General features: G+C 46.2%; 15 protein-coding genes. 5 read left to right on the forward strand and 10 right to left on the reverse strand.

What is annotated here, in order from left to right; all coding sequences use genetic code 11:
* Positions 1 to 24: 24 nt before the first annotated feature.
* Both MMG82_RS05675 and rhlB read right to left on the reverse strand, forming a co-directional pair.
* Positions 25 to 951 (reverse strand): exopolyphosphatase, encoded by a 927-nt coding sequence (locus tag MMG82_RS05675; protein WP_037426367.1) that lies wholly within the window; start codon positions 949 to 951, stop codon positions 25 to 27.
* Positions 952 to 2,271, reverse strand: coding sequence for an ATP-dependent RNA helicase RhlB (gene rhlB / locus MMG82_RS05680; protein WP_037413639.1), 1,320 nt, complete (start codon positions 2,269 to 2,271; stop codon positions 952 to 954).
* Between the two features lie 151 nt (positions 2,272 to 2,422).
* On the opposite strand from rhlB, the gene trxA reads away from it, so the two are divergent.
* Positions 2,423 to 2,749, forward strand: coding sequence for a thioredoxin TrxA (gene trxA / locus MMG82_RS05685; RefSeq protein WP_011070766.1), 327 nt, complete (start codon positions 2,423 to 2,425; stop codon positions 2,747 to 2,749).
* Positions 2,750 to 2,961: 212 nt separating this feature from the next.
* Positions 2,962 to 4,227 (forward strand): transcription termination factor Rho, encoded by a 1,266-nt coding sequence (gene rho / locus MMG82_RS05690; protein WP_037413641.1) that lies wholly within the window; start codon positions 2,962 to 2,964, stop codon positions 4,225 to 4,227.
* A 113-nt stretch (positions 4,228 to 4,340) separates the two neighbouring features.
* Here rho and MMG82_RS05695 read toward each other — a convergent pair whose 3' ends face one another.
* The 4 genes from MMG82_RS05695 to MMG82_RS05710 form a co-directional block, all read right to left on the reverse strand.
* On the reverse strand, positions 4,341 to 7,799 hold the full coding sequence (locus MMG82_RS05695; protein ID WP_037426369.1) for a zinc-dependent metalloprotease: 3,459 nt from the start codon (positions 7,797 to 7,799) through the stop codon (positions 4,341 to 4,343).
* 22 nt (positions 7,800 to 7,821) lie between these two features.
* On the reverse strand, positions 7,822 to 8,691 hold the full coding sequence (locus MMG82_RS05700; RefSeq protein WP_047534358.1) for a hypothetical protein: 870 nt from the start codon (positions 8,689 to 8,691) through the stop codon (positions 7,822 to 7,824).
* A gap of 62 nt (positions 8,692 to 8,753) precedes the next feature.
* Positions 8,754 to 9,173, reverse strand: coding sequence for a hypothetical protein (locus tag MMG82_RS05705; protein WP_069453752.1), 420 nt, complete (start codon positions 9,171 to 9,173; stop codon positions 8,754 to 8,756).
* 301 nt (positions 9,174 to 9,474) lie between these two features.
* Positions 9,475 to 10,404: a LysR family transcriptional regulator gene (locus tag MMG82_RS05710; protein WP_037426378.1), complete on the reverse strand. Its 930-nt coding sequence runs from the start codon at positions 10,402 to 10,404 to the stop codon at positions 9,475 to 9,477.
* Positions 10,405 to 10,523: 119 nt separating this feature from the next.
* On the opposite strand from MMG82_RS05710, the gene MMG82_RS05715 reads away from it, so the two are divergent.
* Positions 10,524 to 11,546 (forward strand): zinc-binding alcohol dehydrogenase family protein, encoded by a 1,023-nt coding sequence (locus tag MMG82_RS05715; RefSeq protein ID WP_037426381.1) that lies wholly within the window; start codon positions 10,524 to 10,526, stop codon positions 11,544 to 11,546.
* Positions 11,543 to 11,827, forward strand: coding sequence for a putative quinol monooxygenase (locus tag MMG82_RS05720; protein WP_047534353.1), 285 nt, complete (start codon positions 11,543 to 11,545; stop codon positions 11,825 to 11,827). Before MMG82_RS05715 ends, MMG82_RS05720 begins: the two co-directional genes overlap by 4 nt.
* A gap of 64 nt (positions 11,828 to 11,891) precedes the next feature.
* Here the strand turns inward: MMG82_RS05720 and MMG82_RS05725 are convergent, their stop codons facing one another.
* The 4 genes from MMG82_RS05725 to MMG82_RS05740 form a co-directional block, all read right to left on the reverse strand.
* Positions 11,892 to 12,623, reverse strand: a complete 732-nt coding sequence (locus MMG82_RS05725; RefSeq protein ID WP_047534351.1) for a fumarate reductase iron-sulfur subunit — start codon at positions 12,621 to 12,623, stop codon at positions 11,892 to 11,894.
* Positions 12,623 to 14,629, reverse strand: coding sequence for a fumarate reductase flavoprotein subunit (locus MMG82_RS05730; protein WP_241406591.1), 2,007 nt, complete (start codon positions 14,627 to 14,629; stop codon positions 12,623 to 12,625). Before MMG82_RS05730 ends, MMG82_RS05725 begins: the two co-directional genes overlap by 1 nt.
* Before the next feature lie 63 nt (positions 14,630 to 14,692).
* The gene (locus MMG82_RS05735) at positions 14,693 to 15,364 is read right to left on the reverse strand and encodes a fumarate reductase cytochrome b subunit (RefSeq protein WP_037413654.1); all 672 of its coding nucleotides are present in this window, start codon (positions 15,362 to 15,364) and stop codon (positions 14,693 to 14,695) included.
* Positions 15,365 to 15,595: 231 nt separating this feature from the next.
* Positions 15,596 to 16,321, reverse strand: a complete 726-nt coding sequence (locus MMG82_RS05740) for a fumarate reductase cytochrome b subunit (protein WP_047534338.1) — start codon at positions 16,319 to 16,321, stop codon at positions 15,596 to 15,598.
* A 427-nt stretch (positions 16,322 to 16,748) separates the two neighbouring features.
* On the opposite strand from MMG82_RS05740, the gene prmA reads away from it, so the two are divergent.
* Positions 16,749 to 17,630 (forward strand): 50S ribosomal protein L11 methyltransferase, encoded by an 882-nt coding sequence (gene prmA, locus MMG82_RS05745; RefSeq protein WP_241406592.1) that lies wholly within the window; start codon positions 16,749 to 16,751, stop codon positions 17,628 to 17,630.
* Positions 17,631 to 17,694: the final 64 nt, after the last annotated feature.

Below are 17,694 nucleotides of genomic sequence, written 5' to 3' on the forward strand. Positions count from 1 at the left end.
AGATGTGAGGTTATACCAATCGTATTAAATCGTTTCTTCTAAAATCCGCTGCGCCAGCATCACTAACACACCCTCACGCAATGCTCCACCTGATAGCGCCAACTGCTCAATTCCTAAGAGTTCAAAGAGCGCAAGTAAAATCGCCACCCCTGCGGCAAATGTCGGCGCACGTTCGGCGCTTAAGCCGATAATCCCCTCAAGACTCACATCTTCCTCGGCGAGGATTTCCGCTTTCAGCTGTGTCAGCACAGCCAAAGTGATTATTTCAGACTGCTTACGGTGCATTAGCACTTCGACCACAGATTGCACTGCGCCAGAAGCCCCCACCACACAGTGCCATCCTAAGTCTTTTAGCCTTTGCCTATGTTCACCTAAGACTGCTAGCACTTCCTGTTTAGCATCGTCAAAATCGAGCTCTTGCAACGGAGCGTTGTTGAAGAAACGGCGGTTAAAGGTCACGCTGCCCATAGGCAAGCTAGTCTTAAACTGAACCTGATGACCATCCCCGATAATAAATTCGGTACTTGCTCCACCAATATCAATCACTAAGCGTCGACCTTGGCCACAGGTTGTTGCCACCATACCTTGATAAATCAGCTCAGCTTCACGCATGCCCGAAATAATCTCAATCGGGTGACCGAGAAGTGGAATTGCCCTCTGGTTAAACTCGTCGGCGTTATTGATAGTACGCAGTGTTGCTGTGGCAATCACAGCAACATGATTAGGATGGACTTTATGCAGTGCTAACATTTGGGCAAACATGGCGAGGCAATCTAAACCTCGTTGCATCACTTCCTGTGATAAATAGCCGTCTTCGCCAATCCCTTCGGCTAACCTTACTTTACGTTTGTACTTAGCAATAATATGTGGCTGACCACCTTTTGTTTTAGCGATCAGCATATTAAAACTGTTAGAGCCTAAAGTAATGGCAGCATAAGCGGGTGTTGGCATTTACGGCTGTCTACGCGTCCTGTCATGGCGAGGTGGACGACCACCACTACGATGTGCACCTTGAGTACGACTCACCCCAGAGCGCTCACGTAAATTACGAGCTCCCGCTGGATGTTTACGATGAATCTTAGCTGGCTGTGGAATATCATCCAGTAAGGCATCGCGGTCATAATTACTCACTGGGATTGAGTGATTAATATAAGTCTCAATCGCTGGCAAGTTTAGTGCGTATTCTTCACAGGCAAAACTAACTGATACCCCTTTGTTACCCGCTCGCCCAGTACGACCAATACGGTGGACGTAATCTTCACAATCATCAGGTAAATCATAATTGTAAACATGGGAAACATCGGAGATATGCAGGCCGCGTGCAGCCACGTCAGTCGCAACCAAGATATCTAATTGACCTTGCGTAAATTGCTCTAGGATTCGAATACGTTTCTTCTGTGGCACATCCCCAGTGAGCAAACCCACACGGTGACCATCACCCTCAAGCCAAGCCCATAAGTTCTCACAGCTATGCTTAGTGTTTGAAAAAACAATGGCTTTCTCAGGCCAATCTTCTTCAATCAGCGTTAGCAATAAACGCATCTTATCTTCTTGGGAAGGATAGAAAATTTCTTCTTTGATATTCTTTGAGGTTTTTTCTTCGGGGGCAATTTCGACTTTCACCGGATCATTCATATGATCATAAGCCAACTCTTGCACCTTCATTGAAAGCGTCGCTGAAAACAACATGTTCAGGCGCTGATCGGCATTAGGCATGCGTCGGAATAAGAAACGAATATCCTTGATAAAACCGAGGTCGAACATACGATCGGCTTCATCTAACACCACGGCTTGAATCGCATTTAAGCTAATAATGCCCTGACGCACATAATCGATAATCCGTCCGGTTGTACCGATTAAGATGTCAACACCTTGGTCAAGCACTTTACGTTGGACGTCATAACTCTCACCACCGTAAACAATCCCCACCTTTAAGCGAGTATGTTTCGCGAGTAAAATCGCGTCCTTAGCAATTTGAATGGCTAATTCACGGGTGGGCGCCATGATAATGGCACGCGGTTGATTTAATTGACGCCCTTCAGGAACAGGGGTCGACAATAAATGGTTAAATGTGGCAACCAAAAACGCCATTGTCTTGCCAGTGCCCGTCTGAGCTTGGCCAGCGATATCTTTTGATTGAAGTAATACGGGTAATGATAACGCCTGAATCGGCGTACAAAATTCAAAGCCGTTCTCGGCAAGGGCCTGTTTAACCTCAGGATGCAGAGGTAAGTCGGCAAATTTTTGATTTGATAAATGTGTTTGGCTCATAGCGCAAGCATACCATTTGGGGTTGCAATAAGATACTCGATCGTTTGAAATAGCCACATTGTAAAAGGTAACTTGAAAAGCTATTTTTCAACCCCAATATACATGGTAAGCCATTAACAAACCAGCAATGGCAACCAAACTGGAGAACATCATGAGCGATAAAATTATATACCTGAGCGACGACAGCTTCGAAAACGACGTATTAAAGGCCGATTTACCAGTATTGGTAGACTTTTGGGCTGAATGGTGTGGTCCATGTAAAATGATCGCGCCAATCCTTGACGACGTTGCCGAAGAGTATGCCGGTCGCGTAACTATCGCTAAATTAAACGTTGACCAGAACAACGTTTCGCCAGCGAAATACGGCGTTCGCGGCATTCCAACATTGCTGTTATTCAAAAACGGTGAATTGGCAGCGACCAAAGTTGGCGCGCTCTCTAAAACTCAGTTAAAAGAGTTTATCGACGCACAAATCTAATTTGTTGTCGTTATGAGTGACCTCCGGCACAAGCTGAAATTAAATTGTGCCGGAATGCCCCTAAATTTCTGGACGCCCCGCTTTGTTAGTGCTACTTTAATAACCAGATTCTTTCTAACTAAACCACTTCTCGCTCGTCAATCACTATCCTGAATCACAAACTTTACTGATTGATCGCGGTAAGCTTTGTCGCGTAACACAAGATCCCCAACATGAACTTAACTGAATTAAAAGACACGCCGATATCCGACCTAGTTTCGCTAGCCGAAAACATGAAACTCGAAAATATGGCCCGTGCTCGCAAGCAGGACATTATTTTCTCCATCCTTAAAGCCCACGCCAAAAGTGGCGAAGACATTTTCGGTGGCGGCGTATTAGAGATACTCCAAGACGGATTCGGTTTCTTACGAAGTGCAGATGGATCTTACTTAGCTGGCCCTGATGATATTTACGTGTCACCAAGCCAAATTCGCCGTTTCAACATGCGAACGGGTGACACCATTTTTGGTAAGATTCGTCCACCAAAAGAAGGTGAACGTTATTTTGCCCTGTTAAAAGTTAACGAAGTTAACTTTGATAAACCTGAAAACTCTCGCAATAAAATCCTCTTTGAAAACTTAACGCCACTCCACGCAGAAGAACGTATGCGTATGGAGCGTGGTAATGGCTCAACTGAAGACATCACTGCCCGTATTCTGGATTTATGCTCACCTATCGGTAAAGGTCAACGTGGTCTGATCGTTGCGCCACCAAAAGCGGGTAAAACGCTATTACTGCAAAACATTGCGCAATCCATTACCTACAACAACCCTGAAGTAGTATTGATGGTTCTGCTGATCGATGAACGCCCAGAAGAAGTAACCGAGATGCAACGCCTCGTTAAAGGTGAAGTTATTGCATCTACCTTCGACGAACCAGCAAGCCGTCACGTACAAGTGGCTGAAATGGTTATTGAAAAGGCTAAGCGTTTAGTCGAACACAAAAAAGACGTGGTGATTCTGCTCGACTCTATCACCCGTTTAGCGCGTGCTTACAACACTGTTATCCCTTCATCAGGCAAAGTGTTAACCGGTGGTGTGGATGCAAACGCCCTGCACCGTCCAAAACGCTTCTTCGGTGCAGCACGTAACATCGAACACGGCGGCAGCTTAACCATTATCGCTACTGCGTTAGTCGATACCGGTTCTAAGATGGACGAAGTGATTTACGAAGAGTTTAAAGGTACTGGTAACCAAGAGCTGCATCTGTCACGTAAAGCCGCTGAAAAACGCGTCTTCCCTGCGATTGACTTTAACCGCAGCGGTACTCGTCGTGAAGAGAAGCTGACAAATCCTGACGAACTGCAAAAAATGTGGATCCTGCGTAAGATCCTCAATCCAATGGATGAAGTCAGTGCAATGGAATTCCTCATTGATAAGCTGGCGATGACTAAGACTAACGAAGAATTCTTCACCGCGATGAAACGCGCAAAGTCTTAAGCCATATAAGATTGTATGAATAATAAGGCCGCTCACTGAGCGGCCTTTTTTTACGTTTTACACATGGTGATGGATTGCAAAGCCGCGGGTGCGGCTCACTCGATTCAAGTGACTTAATCAAGCACAGGCAAATAACTGAGAACTAACTGATCTCGGCTTAGTTGCCCATCAATGATCTCACCTACTGTACCGTTGTTTAACTTGATGGCAAGCGTGGCCTCGCCGACCTGCGCCTTAAAGGTTTCCATTTCTTTAATTCGGTTGATCAGCGCCAATGCTAAAGTGTTTTCTGCGGTCGCAGCATACACACGGCCATTTACTGTCACTTCCGCTTGTGTGGCTAATGCAGGGCCGGCTAGATGAATACCGACGTATTCACGCCATACTCTGGCTTTTTGCTCGCCTTGATAATCACTGTCAACCGATGCAAGTACCACTTGCCGTAATATCATCTGCAGTAAATTGCTCTTACCTTTTGGTTGGCCGTTAACAGTATCAAATTGGAAGTAACGTGAAACTGAACGATCGTAATTAGGTAATGGCTCAATACTTTGTTGGGCAAAATCAGTGTAATAAGGCAGATAGCTATCGAGCTTACCACTCACGCCACAGCTTTCGGTAAAGAGCGGTGCATTACCACGAGTCAGCCCAGGGCCTTCACCCATGGTCATCTTACACAACATATCTTGGAACACTGGACCCACATTCGGTAAATCAACCAATGCTTTGTAACCACGACTCGATGTGCTGCGGGGCGTTGTACGTGATACTAAGGCTCGCACGGCTAACAATTTATCAGGCCATACACCTAACACGTCGCGCTCATTCACATACGGATGGTTAGGTGAGGATGCAGGCGTTTTAATACCATTGAGTAAGCGGCCCGAAAAGCTAACATCAGCCGTTAATAAATCCTGAAATTGAGGATTTATTTGCGATTTAATGATCAACTCTTTCAAGGCTTCTGGGGAATCAGAGAACTGACTGATCACCTCACCCGGCTCAAATTGCGCCTTCATATCGCCGCTTTTAAAACGATATTGCTCAAGTACCTTAGCAAAATTGTACTGCTGTCTTAACGCTACGCTGCCATCAGCTTGCTTGTATGTGACGTCCAATGTGGCGTCGTTTTCTCCCACTAGCTTAAGGAAGAAGTCGGCCGACTGATTCATCGCCCGCTGATTCGCACAATACCAAGCCTCGCTACCTGCCGCAGCCAGTCGGTCGCACTCACCAGCAAAAAAGTTTTCTGATAGACCAAATAATTGCTCTAAAAAGCTCACATCTTCAATGAATTGACGTATCTCATCAAACTGCACTTTACGATTGATGGTGTAACTTAGACTATGATCCTCAAACAAAGATTGACGATTATGGCGTAGGTTCATGGTCTCGTAGCTATCAAAATACTTATCGATATAGAACTGGTTAATATCATCTAAGTTTTTACCCGCATCACCACGATTACAGTTGCTGTTAAGGGACACATGTTCATCTGTGCAATAAGAATACTGACGTAGGCTATTGTTTTGCTCAATATTGTAAAGCGCGCCAAATCGGGTATCCCCGTTAACAATGCCTTTGGCAAGTTCGTCGCGACGCTTAGCATCTTCCGCTTTGAGCGATACAAATTCGTTAGCCTTTGTTTCCACTTCGCGGGCATAGCCAAAACGTAACGCCGCTAAGTCATAGGGTTCAAACGTGGTTGCAAACCGATTCACGTTGTAGTCCATTTGGCTCGAAAACTCGGCATTAACAGTAATATCTGGGTAACCTGCATCGCTAAAGGCGGCTTTTAACTCCGTCAGTTGTGCTTGGTTAAAGGTATTGTCGTGGTCGCGACTCCCAGCAAAGTTATGTCTTAAGCCAAATGTATGCCCTAATTCATGGGTCAAGGTGCCGGCAAATGCTTGTGCAGCAAGGGCTGTAGTTAATGAGTCTTGTAAACTTATCGGCAAATCTTCAAATGCCGCTAATTTACCGCCCACTTTGCCATCAACCCACATTTCGGCTTTTTTCCAATCAATTTCATGCCCTTTGATGCCGCGAGGTAATTCACGATTACTACCACCTGTAGCAAACACGGTATCCACATGCATCATTGAATTTTCAGACCAAAACGCTTGTGTTTTTTCATCAAAATCCGCCAAAGCATCGAGACTATTATCCTTAGGCGTTAATAACATTGATTTGGGTGCTGCAATAAGCTGCTGAGTAGGTTGTTCAAATGCCGCCGCCTCAACTGGCACAGTATCAACGCTGACATCTGGCTTGTTCAGATTCGACACATAAGGCTCGCCCGTTAACGATGTGACTGAATTCGCGTCCAATTTGCCTCTGTTATAATCTAAACGCACTTGGCGATAGTAACGTACTGCGCCTTGTTTTAGATTCGAGCTGTATTGATTGACTCGCGCACTCACAATTTCGCCTGTAAGCGGGTTTGCCGCGGATGGGCCATAACCCGCCAAACCATTATCCAGCGGTTCATCAAATAAAGTGATGTTGCTATAGCGCAGGTCGCCATGGCGTTTATCGTGGGCTTGCTCAAGTTTTATCTGTGGAAAACCCGTTTTATACAACTTGTTTTGAATGTTAATTGCCGTCACGGACTCGATAGCAGCATCCAAAAAGGGTTTATTTTTCGCATCGTAGAAATTATTACTCAAGTAATAAGTCAGTTCCGATTTGGCCGGATTGAAGCGATTCATGTAGGTACGCACATACCCGTCAACGCCCTCTGAATCAGTCGCATCACGGTAAGTATGGGAAGAGGTAAAGAAACCAAATGCGCCCTTTTCATTTTCGGCATAGGGAATCGCTTGATAGTCTTTACTGGCTAACTGATCCACCGCCACAATCGAAATAAACTCAGTCGTCGTAAAGGATAGATTGTCGAGGTTGCCACCGTAAAATTGGTTAAAGCAACTTGGTGAAGCCTGATAGGTATGCTCAATTTCAAAGTTAACCACGCCCTTAGCTAAATCCATCTCATAGCCTTTTTGGCCTTGAGTATTCACTAGACGCGGGGCCTCTGTTTCAGTCACACATTCACCAAAGGTAAATATGTCATTAATGCCCAACTCGGCAATTTTAGCTTTGGCAAAATCGGGGACAAAGTAGCGCTTATCCTGCCATGTTAAATTAGCATCGGTGTTAACTTGCTCTACGTTAATACACTCACGCCATTTATCTTCGGTACATTTAAAGTCGATATATTCACCAGGAATGGTTAACACTGGCGCTTGGTTATATTCATTAGGGTAACGGCTGTCATGGCCTAATCCGATATTATCTCGGTCAATTTGACGTACTTGGATACCATTCTCTGTTTTATGCAAGGTTACCAACTTAGGATCACCTTGGGTAAAACCTCGCACCTCGGCGGCATAACGCGGAGCCTTACCCACGCTGCGAATGTAGAGATATTGCCGCTCAGTGGCTTTATCGATGTCGGCTGTGGTGACTTGCTTTTCATCTTTGGGGAGTTCTTTATAAGGCTCATCACCGGCACCACACCCCACAAGGGTCAGTGCGCTGGTTATCGCCAGACATACCATGGACTTCTTCATAGATTCCTCTTAACTACTGTTTTTATAGATATTTAGTAACTGACAAATAAAAGGTTGAACTCTTTTTGTCATAAATCTCAAATCCCTGAGATGTCCCCACTTCTGGGTTATAGAAACGACCACTATTGTTATGACCAACAGCCAACACCCAGTCAGGCTTAAACGACCAACCGAGTTCTTGGGCGAAGGTAAATTGATCGTCGAGTCGGCGACCGTAATAGTTTTTGGAGACTCGATAACGACCACTCACATCCAAATACCAATTAGCCGTAATTTGCCAATAAGCATCGAGTAATCCATCGAGTTGCTGTTCAACTAACACGCGCTCACCAGCGGTTTTGTATTGGTAAGCGTTGTAGCGATAGCGCGGTGAAAAATAAAAACTGAGGTTATCTAGCGGGCTCCAAAATAAGTACGCAGCAATACGCGGTGCATATTGCAACCTATCCAATTTTGATTCGCGCTCTGCGGGCAAATACACACCTAAACTGCCTTTGAATGAGACGGTATCGCTTAAGGCATACAGTGGTGTGCGGTATTCCAGCAAAGGGTCATAAAAACTGGACTCTTTGCCATGCAATGTTTGCTTTTCGCCCCCAAGGGTAAACAGCACATTGCCCCAATTTGCCTTGTAATCGATCCGGCTATCGATGTTATAGGCTTGATAGGCGTAATAACTATCCGAGTCATAAATGTTTCGGGTAAACCCAACATTAACGTAGCCAGACCATTTTGCAGCTTGTGCATCCGTGGCTAACTCAAATTCATTGACAGCCAATACTTGGCCGACAAATGAAAAACTCGCCAGCATCACCTGCAAGCAGAAAAGCACAGACCATTTATTTCGTCGACGAGAAATCGACGAATAATATTGATTATTCGTTGGTTGCATAATAAAACCTTGATTTATATTTTGATGAAAATATTGATAGTGAGCATGTGCTCTATATAGCGCTAGGATGTACTTGCTTGAATAGACTTTATCCAATTAAGTAAAATGGAATAACAATGTTCCAAATTAAGAATGTAACTACGCAGAAAAATAGCTGAAATGAAATAAATAACACTAAATAAAACAAAAAAAGACAGTCCAATAAATATGCTTTCAAAATTAGTTTCACAAAACCAATTCCAAAGTGTAACGCTATATTCATTCAGTACGATTGTCGATTTATGGCCCACAAACTCACTATGCGCCACAAGTGTCGAAGCCATTAAAAAATCATTCTTTTCAACAGAATAAATTTCATTTTTAGCAGAAACACTTAGCGATAAGCTCAACCATAATATTCCGAGCACCAGTAATCCGCCAACTATGGGATGAAGATGTTTCGGTATTTTTGAGTAATTTTTTGTGGCTAATTTAGTTAACATTTTCAGTCAATACGTCATACTATAAATAATCTCCACTGTGACCCACAGTTAAAGATACAAAACGATACATCTATCGCATCATACGCACGAAAAAAAATGCTTTTCAACTCAAGCCAGCGACAACTCATATGCAATTAAAATAAATATGAGTTAGATCAGAAAAAATTAGCGACATTAAACATAAACAACACAATTCATAACAGAAAAAACCGCCACAAAACACAATTTAAAAACAGATTAAAAACAATAAATAACAACATGCAGTGCGATTATTTACATATGCCACCATAATGCAAATAGCTTAACGGTAGTTTGGGATAATATGATGAGCAGCCAGTTGAGTTTGCAATTCTTTACAACGGCGACGTAACATTTCGCGAAGCAGTAACACCACGGGTGTGACATGTTCGCGTCCTGGGCACACTAAGTATAAATTGACCGACTCGCCGCGATATTCTGGTAACAAGGGCACTAAACGCCCAGCCATAATATCCTCTGCCAAATCTAAGCTCGACTTAAACACTAACCCCTTTCCTGCTACCGCCCAGCGGCGCGCAATTTCAGCATCATTGGCACTACGATTCCCCGTGACGCGGACTTTACATTCCTGGCCATCACGCTCAAATTGCCATTGATCGTGAGTTCTCTCATCTAACTTATAAAACAAGCAATTATGTTGTGTTAGCTGCTCTAAGGTTTCGGGTTGACCAAATTTGGCAAGATAGTCCGGCGATGCACATAACACTCTGTCGGCACTGCAAATCGGAAAGGCAACTTGATTAGAATCCTGCGGCTTACCATAACGCACCGCCACATCAATTTTATCGTGGTAAAAACTGCTGATATTGTCGCCCAAATGCAGACGCACTTGCAGCTGTGGAAAATCCAAGAGAAAGTCATCGAGCCAAGGGACAAATAAGTTTCGCCCAAAGTCAGATGAAACCGACAGGCTTAAGGTGCCAGAGACCTTACCTTTATCGCTGGCAATCGCCTGCTCTCCAAGGGCGAGATCACTTAAGGCGCGGCGGCAATGGATCAGGTAACGCTCCCCTTGAGCGGTTAATCTAAGGCTGCGAGTCGTGCGCACAAACAAACTCGTATCAAGCTGTTTTTCAAGACGTTTAATCGCTGCGCTCGCTGAAGCAGCAGAGAGGTCCATTTCGGCCGCTGCGGCCGAAATACTGCCGCAATCGGCAACGCGAACAAATAAGGCGAGATCATTAAGCAACATGATTATCAAATTTCCTTTGAAAAAATTACAAACTTTACCCCGTTTATCTAAAGGTTAATATTTCACACAATGGTGCTCAATGACAAGTGACAGACATGAGTCGCCAGTGAGGAATGATTATGAGAGCCGTAGGTTACCAAACAGCAGGCGCAGTCGATGCGCATAATGCATTAGAAAACATAACATTAGCCAAACCAACTCCAACGGGTTTTGATTTGTTAGTCGAGGTTAAGGCCATATCGGTTAACCCCGTCGATACCAAGATCCGCGCATCAAGCTCAGCGCCTGCTGGGGAGTATAAAATCCTCGGTTGGGATGCCGTTGGCGTTGTAAAAGCTATCGGGGACAAAGTCAGCCTATTTAAGGTAGGCGATGAAGTTTGGTATGCCGGCGATATTAGCCGCAGTGGTAGTTATGCCGAATATCAGTTAGTGGATGAGCGCATTGTCGGCCATAAACCGCAAACCTTAAGCAACGCACAGGCGGCAGCCTTACCCTTAACCAGTATCACGGCTTGGGAATTGCTGTTTGACCGTTTAGGTCTACCACAAGATGGCTCCGCCACGGATGCACGTATTTTAATTATCGGTGCCGCAGGTGGTGTGGGTTCGATTATCACTCAACTGGCGGTCAAATTGACTGGAGCAGAGGTTATCGGTACCGCATCACGGCCAGAATCAGCAACTTGGGTGCAAACCTTAGGTGCCGATGCAGTGATTAATCACAATAAACCCCTCTCGGAAGAGCTGGCTAAGCTAGATATTGCCGATGTCACCCATGTGATTAGCCTGACTCAAACCGATAAGCACTTTGACGAAATTGTAAAAGTGCTCAAACCACAAGGAAAACTGGCACTGATTGATGATCCGGTAGCCCCGTTAGATGTGATGAAGCTTAAGCGTAAAAGCCTGTCGCTGCATTGGGAGCTGATGTTTACCCGCAGCCTGTATCAAACCGAGGATATGATTGCCCAGCACCATCTACTCAATCGCATTGCAGAGCTTATCGATACCGGTAAAGTAAAAAGCACCTTTGGTGAGCATTACGGCACGATTAATGCGCAAAACTTGCTAAAGGCCCATGCACAAATTGAGTCGGGCAAAGCGATTGGTAAAATTGTGCTTGAGGGATTTAGCCAATGAAAATCACGGTTTTTGCGCAAATCCAAGCGCATTCAGGCCAGAGTGATTCACTCTTTAAAGTCCTCAAACAACTGGTAAGTGACACCCACACCGAGGCAGGTTGTTTTGAGTATACGCTGCATCATTCTTTAGATAATGCTAATCAGTTCTGGATGTATGAAGTGTGGCAATCCCAAGCAGCACTGGATGCGCATATGGCAAGCCCACACTTTAATACCTTTGTCGCCACCTCCGAGCAGTTAGTAGAGAAAGTCGAGATCCATAAGAGTTATGCTTGCTAGCATCACCAACAAGAAAGCGCCAAATTTGGCGCTTTCTATTTTTAAATCAACTGCGTAAATAAAGCTAAACCAACGTCATCGCCATTTTTCGGCGTAGATAAGCAATCTGTTGCATATGGGGTAAATCCTTCGGACAGTTGTCTTGGCAGCCGAGCAAGGTCATGCACCCAAACACACCATCCTGATTACCGATCACATGGTAAAAATCCTCCGCAGTGCGGGCATCACGGCTATCGAGTTCAAAGCGGGCAATTTTCATCATGCCAACTGCACCGACAAAGGTCTCGCGCATTTGCTTGGTCGCGCAGGCTGATACGCAAACGCCACACTCGACGCAGCGCTCCAACTCATACAGGCGAGCAGCTTCTTCAGGAGCCATAGGATCTTCGAGGCGATGGATGCTGATATCATTCGCCTTAGGATGTAACCATAGCTTTAACCGCTCAGCGAGTTCACGCATAAATTTACCCGTGTTAACCGATAAATCACCGATCAATTCAAAGCCAGGTAACGGCATCAGGGTAATCTCACTTTTGGGATATTTAGCGGTTAAGGTACGGCAAGCTAATGTCGGAAAACCATTGATCACCATGGCACAACTGCCACAAATCCCTGCCCGACAGACAAAGTCAAACTGCAACGACGTATCTTGCTCTTCTCTCAGCTTATTGAGGGCAATAAATACTGTCATCCCCGGCGTTTCGGTGAGCTGATAACGCACCATTTTCGGCTTATCGTTTGGCTCCTGTGGATCATAACGAAAAATATTAAAGGTTAACTGGCGACCTTGGGTCATTATGATTTTTCTCCTAACACATTGGCAGAGGGTTTTTGTAAGGTATCACTTAAACGTTCATTTTTAGCTTGCAGGCTGGGCGGCAGCTCGAAAGGCATCAGCGCCGCTTGGCGTTGATAGCGATCGGCATCCTCCCCGAGCCCAGCCAAAATTTCAGCAATTTGTTGCTCACGTTTAGCGGTATCGGGGTGAGCAATCGCATTGTCGATACCATAACCCCGGTATCCCGGTGGCAGTTCCATCTTCATCACATCTAGCGGCTCGTAGCTCAACACGGGTTCCAACGCATTGGCATCGGGCCAACTGGCGAGGGTACGATTAAGCCAATCGCGGTCATTACGCTGCGGATAATCCTCACGGGCATGGGCACCGCGGCTTTCGGTGCGAGCTGCCGCGCCACAGGCCACGGTCAGCGCGACTTTGAGCATACGCTTAACCCTTAGAGCTTCTACCAGCTCAGGATTGGCGTGGCGTTTTTTACACTTAATGCCGAGTTTGCGTGAACGTTCAAGCAGGGCTTTTAGCTCATTCACCGCTTTATCAAGCTCTGGGCCGTTACGGAAAATCCCAACGTAATCCATCATAATTCGCTGCATTGCGTGCTTAAGTTCGAAGGGATTTTCTTGACCATCGCCATCGACTAAGGTGTCAATTTCAGTCTGTACTTGCCGCATAAATTTTTCGGCAAGCTGGGTGTTGATTTCCAGGCTGTTATTTTCACAAAAATCAGCCACATATTTGCCGATAATCATGCCGCCCACTACGGTTTCGGCGAGCGAGTTGCCACCCAAGCGGTTAAAGCCATGCATATCCCAACAGGCGGCTTCGCCCACGCTGAATAAACCTTTGAGCTGCGGACTTTCACCGGTGGCTTTGGTGCGAATGCCACCCATGGAGTAATGCTGAGTCGGACGCACGGGTATCCAATCCTTTGCAGGGTCGATCCCAAGGAAGTTCTCACAAATTTCTTGCACTTCACGCAGGTTGGTTTCGATATGTTTGCGCCCAAGCAGGGTGATATCGAGCCATAAATGCGGGCCATAGGGGCTATCGACGCCCTTACCTTTACGCATATGTTCAGTCATGCGGCGAGACACTACGTCCCGCGATGCTAGCTCTTTCTTTTCAGGCTCATAGTCAGGCATAAAACGGTAGCCGTCTTTATCCCGCAATAAACCACCATCACCACGGCAACCCTCTGTGGTTAAAATCCCTACGGGCACAATCGCCGTTGGGTGGAACTGTACCGCTTCCATATTGCCAAGGGTCGCGACCCCAGTTTCGAGTGCCAGCGCCTGACCTATGCCTTCGCAGATAATCGCATTGGTTGAGACTTCATAAATTCGGCCATAGCCACCAGTGGCAATCGTGGTCGATTTCGCGACATAGGCACGCAACTCGCCCGTGATTAAACAGCGGGCAATCACCCCGTGACAGCGTTGACCGTCGTGGATAATCGCCAGCGCTTCGACGCGCTCATGAACCGGAATATCCATCGAAATGGCTTTGTTATCCATGGCATAGAGTAAAGAGTGGCCTGTACCGTCGGCGGTGTAGCAGGTGCGCCACTTTTTGGTACCACCAAAGTCGCGGGCATTAATTAACCCATGGGCTTCTTCGGCTTCCTGTAGAGTAACTTTTTGTGCGTTAACAATGACTTCACGTGGACCAGCACTGACGCGTGACCAAGGCACGCCCCAGTTGGCTAATTCGCGTACCGCCTTAGGCGCACAATGGGCAAACATTCTGGCGACTTCTTGATCACAGCCCCAGTCCGAACCTTTCACAGTGTCTTGAAAGTGCACGTCTTCATCATCACCCATGCCTTTAACTGCGTTGCCAAGGCTTGCCTGCATTCCCCCCTGCGCTGCGGCGGAGTGAGAACGTTTGGCAGGAATAAGCGATAGCACTAAGGTATCCAGCCCACGCTCTTTAGAGGCAATGGCTACCCTTAGCCCTGCCAATCCGGCACCAACCACTAATGAATCGGTATAAATCAGTTTCACGCCTGCTCCTTAACGGGTACTGCTGTTATTGTTTTAGGACAACACTCTTTTGTTATATTTCGCTCAACTCGCATGGGGTAAAAATGCCAATAAAGAGGCAATCCCTACAGTGACAAACGCGATACTCACAATAGTTTTAATCTTACGTAAACGGCTGCGACTATTAAGATCACGCGCCGCGCCCCACTTCAGTGCTACGCGGTAAATCCCGATGGCCGCATGTAACTCAACCGTCAGCAATAGCGGCAAATACACCATCCATACACCTTGGTTCCAAATCCGCTCAGCGCTGCCCTGCGGACCTATGGTTTCAGGCGCCGAGCCGATAAGCCACAGATGCACCGGCAGCAATAAAAGGATCACCACACCCGTAATGGCTTGCCAACGCCAGAGGCGAGTATCGCTATGATTAATCACTTGCATCTGCTGTTGCAGCGCCCTTTGCTGACGCAAACTCATCGGTAGCTTCTGCAATGCCACTAGCACATGCACTAACGCTAAAGCGCCGATACCGATGGCAATACAAGTCACCACCCAGGGATAGCCATGACCATCACTAGAGAGAAAACTTAGCTCCATAGTGCGCGCCACCCAGTTCATGGCATCGCCACCCAACAAAATGGACGACACCAACACTAAGTGACTCCATAAAAACACCGCCAAAATGACACCCGACACACTCTGGCTTAAATCCAGCCACGCACTCCATTTTTTTATACTTAGTTTGATTGCCATTGCTTTCGCCTCGCGCCACAGGCTCTATTGAGCCAAGCTCATTAAGTGATCTTTAAAAATTAATATCGCTCACAAATCCAACAACAAACCTGAGTTAGATCAACTAGGAGGCGAATAATTAATCGAATGCTTAACTATTAGCGATAGAACCAATAAAAACGAGTGGCAGCGACACAAAATCCTGCGGCGAATTATCTCAGTGCAACGCGCGCAGCAGGATTGGCATTCAAATTACTGGGGCACATAGGGCTGCACAGGAACACTCAACTCGCTGCCGATCAACATATAAGTAACTAAGCTAGCGCTACCTAGGCACAACAAATAGATAATCAATACCTTAGCGAGTTTACGTAAGCCGGAGCGTTGAGTGGTAATGCCCCACTTAACTGCCACACGGTACAAACCAATCATGGCGTGGATCACCACTGCGGGCAGCAATAAGGCATAAAGCAGCCAAGCATTATCGTGATAAACACGCTCGGCGGATAAATGTGGGCCAATCTCAGGATTTAAGATCATGGTAAACAGATGTACAGGCACCAGGAAAAACAGAATAAAGCCAGTAATGAGCTGCCAAAACCATGCATGGGTATCACGGTGATTAATGCCACCTAAATGCGAGCGCAATGCCCGCCACTGACCCAGTTGTGCCGGAAACCGCCTAAGCGCAACTGCGGCATGCAATATCACCACTAACAGCATAAAAACCGAGAAGACTTTAGTAACCATCGGAAAGCCATGGCCTGTACTACTAAACATACCGCCTTCAAGCAGTTGTACAACTTGGTAAAATGCCTCTTTGCCCAGCAAAATGCTCGACTCGAAGTGCATATGCAACAACAGGAAGCATCCCAACATAATGCCTGTCGCGCTCTGTAATCGATCAGCCTTAGCCGACCAAGGGTGACCTATCCCCTGTGTTTTCACCCTAGTGTGAACGCGCGTTACGCTTATCATCTTGCTTTTACCTTTGATGGTTTGTTGACACCTCTTTGCAAACTACACCATAGCAGTAACAAAATACCCGGCTGAGCGTCACAGATTTAAAGCGTGAGGTAACTCACGGGAGCAGCGTCAACTCTTAGAAGGCGATCACAAAAAGCAAGTAAAAAACCAAACAAAGGTAAAACCAATTAACCATTATATTTCATATGTTTATACTTAAAATCGAAACGACCGGTTCGCATTTTCGCACAAAAAGGATGACTGACTAACTCTTTGTCGGCGTAGAATAAAATCCATTTATCACTCGCCAATCCCCTGCTGCACAGCAACTCATTTATCTAATTGAACAATGCTAAATTGCCACCGAATTCTGCAATTTAGCGCGGTTTGGGTATACAATAGCGTGATATTTTTTAACCCTAGCCACAGGATTTAACCCATGCCTTGGATCCAACTCCGCATTAACACTAACAGTGATGATGCAGAAACCATCAGCGACTTACTCATGGAAGAAGGCGCAGTCTCCATTACCTTTGAAGATGGTAAAGACACCCCGATTTTTGAACCTAAACTGGGCGAAACCCCGCTGTGGCAAGATACCGTGGTTGTCGCGCTATTCGAAGCCGATACCGATCTAACCCCAAGCATTGAGATGCTGAAAACCCTGCCGTTTTTAGGTGAACACTTCAGCCATAAAATCGAGCAAATTGAAGACAAAGATTGGGTTCGCGAATGGATGGATAACTACCACCCCATCCAATTCGGTAAACGCCTGTGGATTTGCCCAAGCTGGCGTGAAGTCCCCGATCCAAGCGCAGTCAACGTGATCTTAGATCCGGGTCTGGCCTTCGGCACAGGCACTCACCCCACGACAGCACTGTGTTTAGAGTGGTTAGACAGCTTAGATCTAAGCAACGAAGAAGTGATCGACTTTGGCTGTGGCTCAGGCATTCTTGCCGTTGCCGCCCTAAAACTGGGCGCGAAAAAAGTCACCGGTATCGACATCGACTATCAAGCCATTGACGCCTCAAAAGCCAATGCCGAGCGTAACGATGTCGCCGACCAACTCGAGCTTTACCTGCCTGAAGATCAGCCCGCCGATCTTAAGGCCGATGTATTAGTTGCCAATATTCTCGCAGGCCCACTGCGCGAACTCGCCCCCCTTATCGCCGACCGAGTCAAAACAGGCGGTAAATTAGCCCTCTCTGGACTCCTAAAAGAGCAAGCGCAAGAAATCTCTGACTTTTATAGCCAATGGTTCAACATGGACGAAGCGGCTCACAAAGAAGATTGGAGCCGCTTGACAGGTACGCGCAAATAACGCTAAAGGGTGGCGCAACATGCGCCACCACTGGCTTAGACTAATTTTACCGATTACTTCTCAA

This window comes from Shewanella sp. MM_2022_3 (assembly GCF_022557375.1).
Classification (GTDB): Bacteria; Pseudomonadota; Gammaproteobacteria; order Enterobacterales; family Shewanellaceae; genus Shewanella; species Shewanella xiamenensis.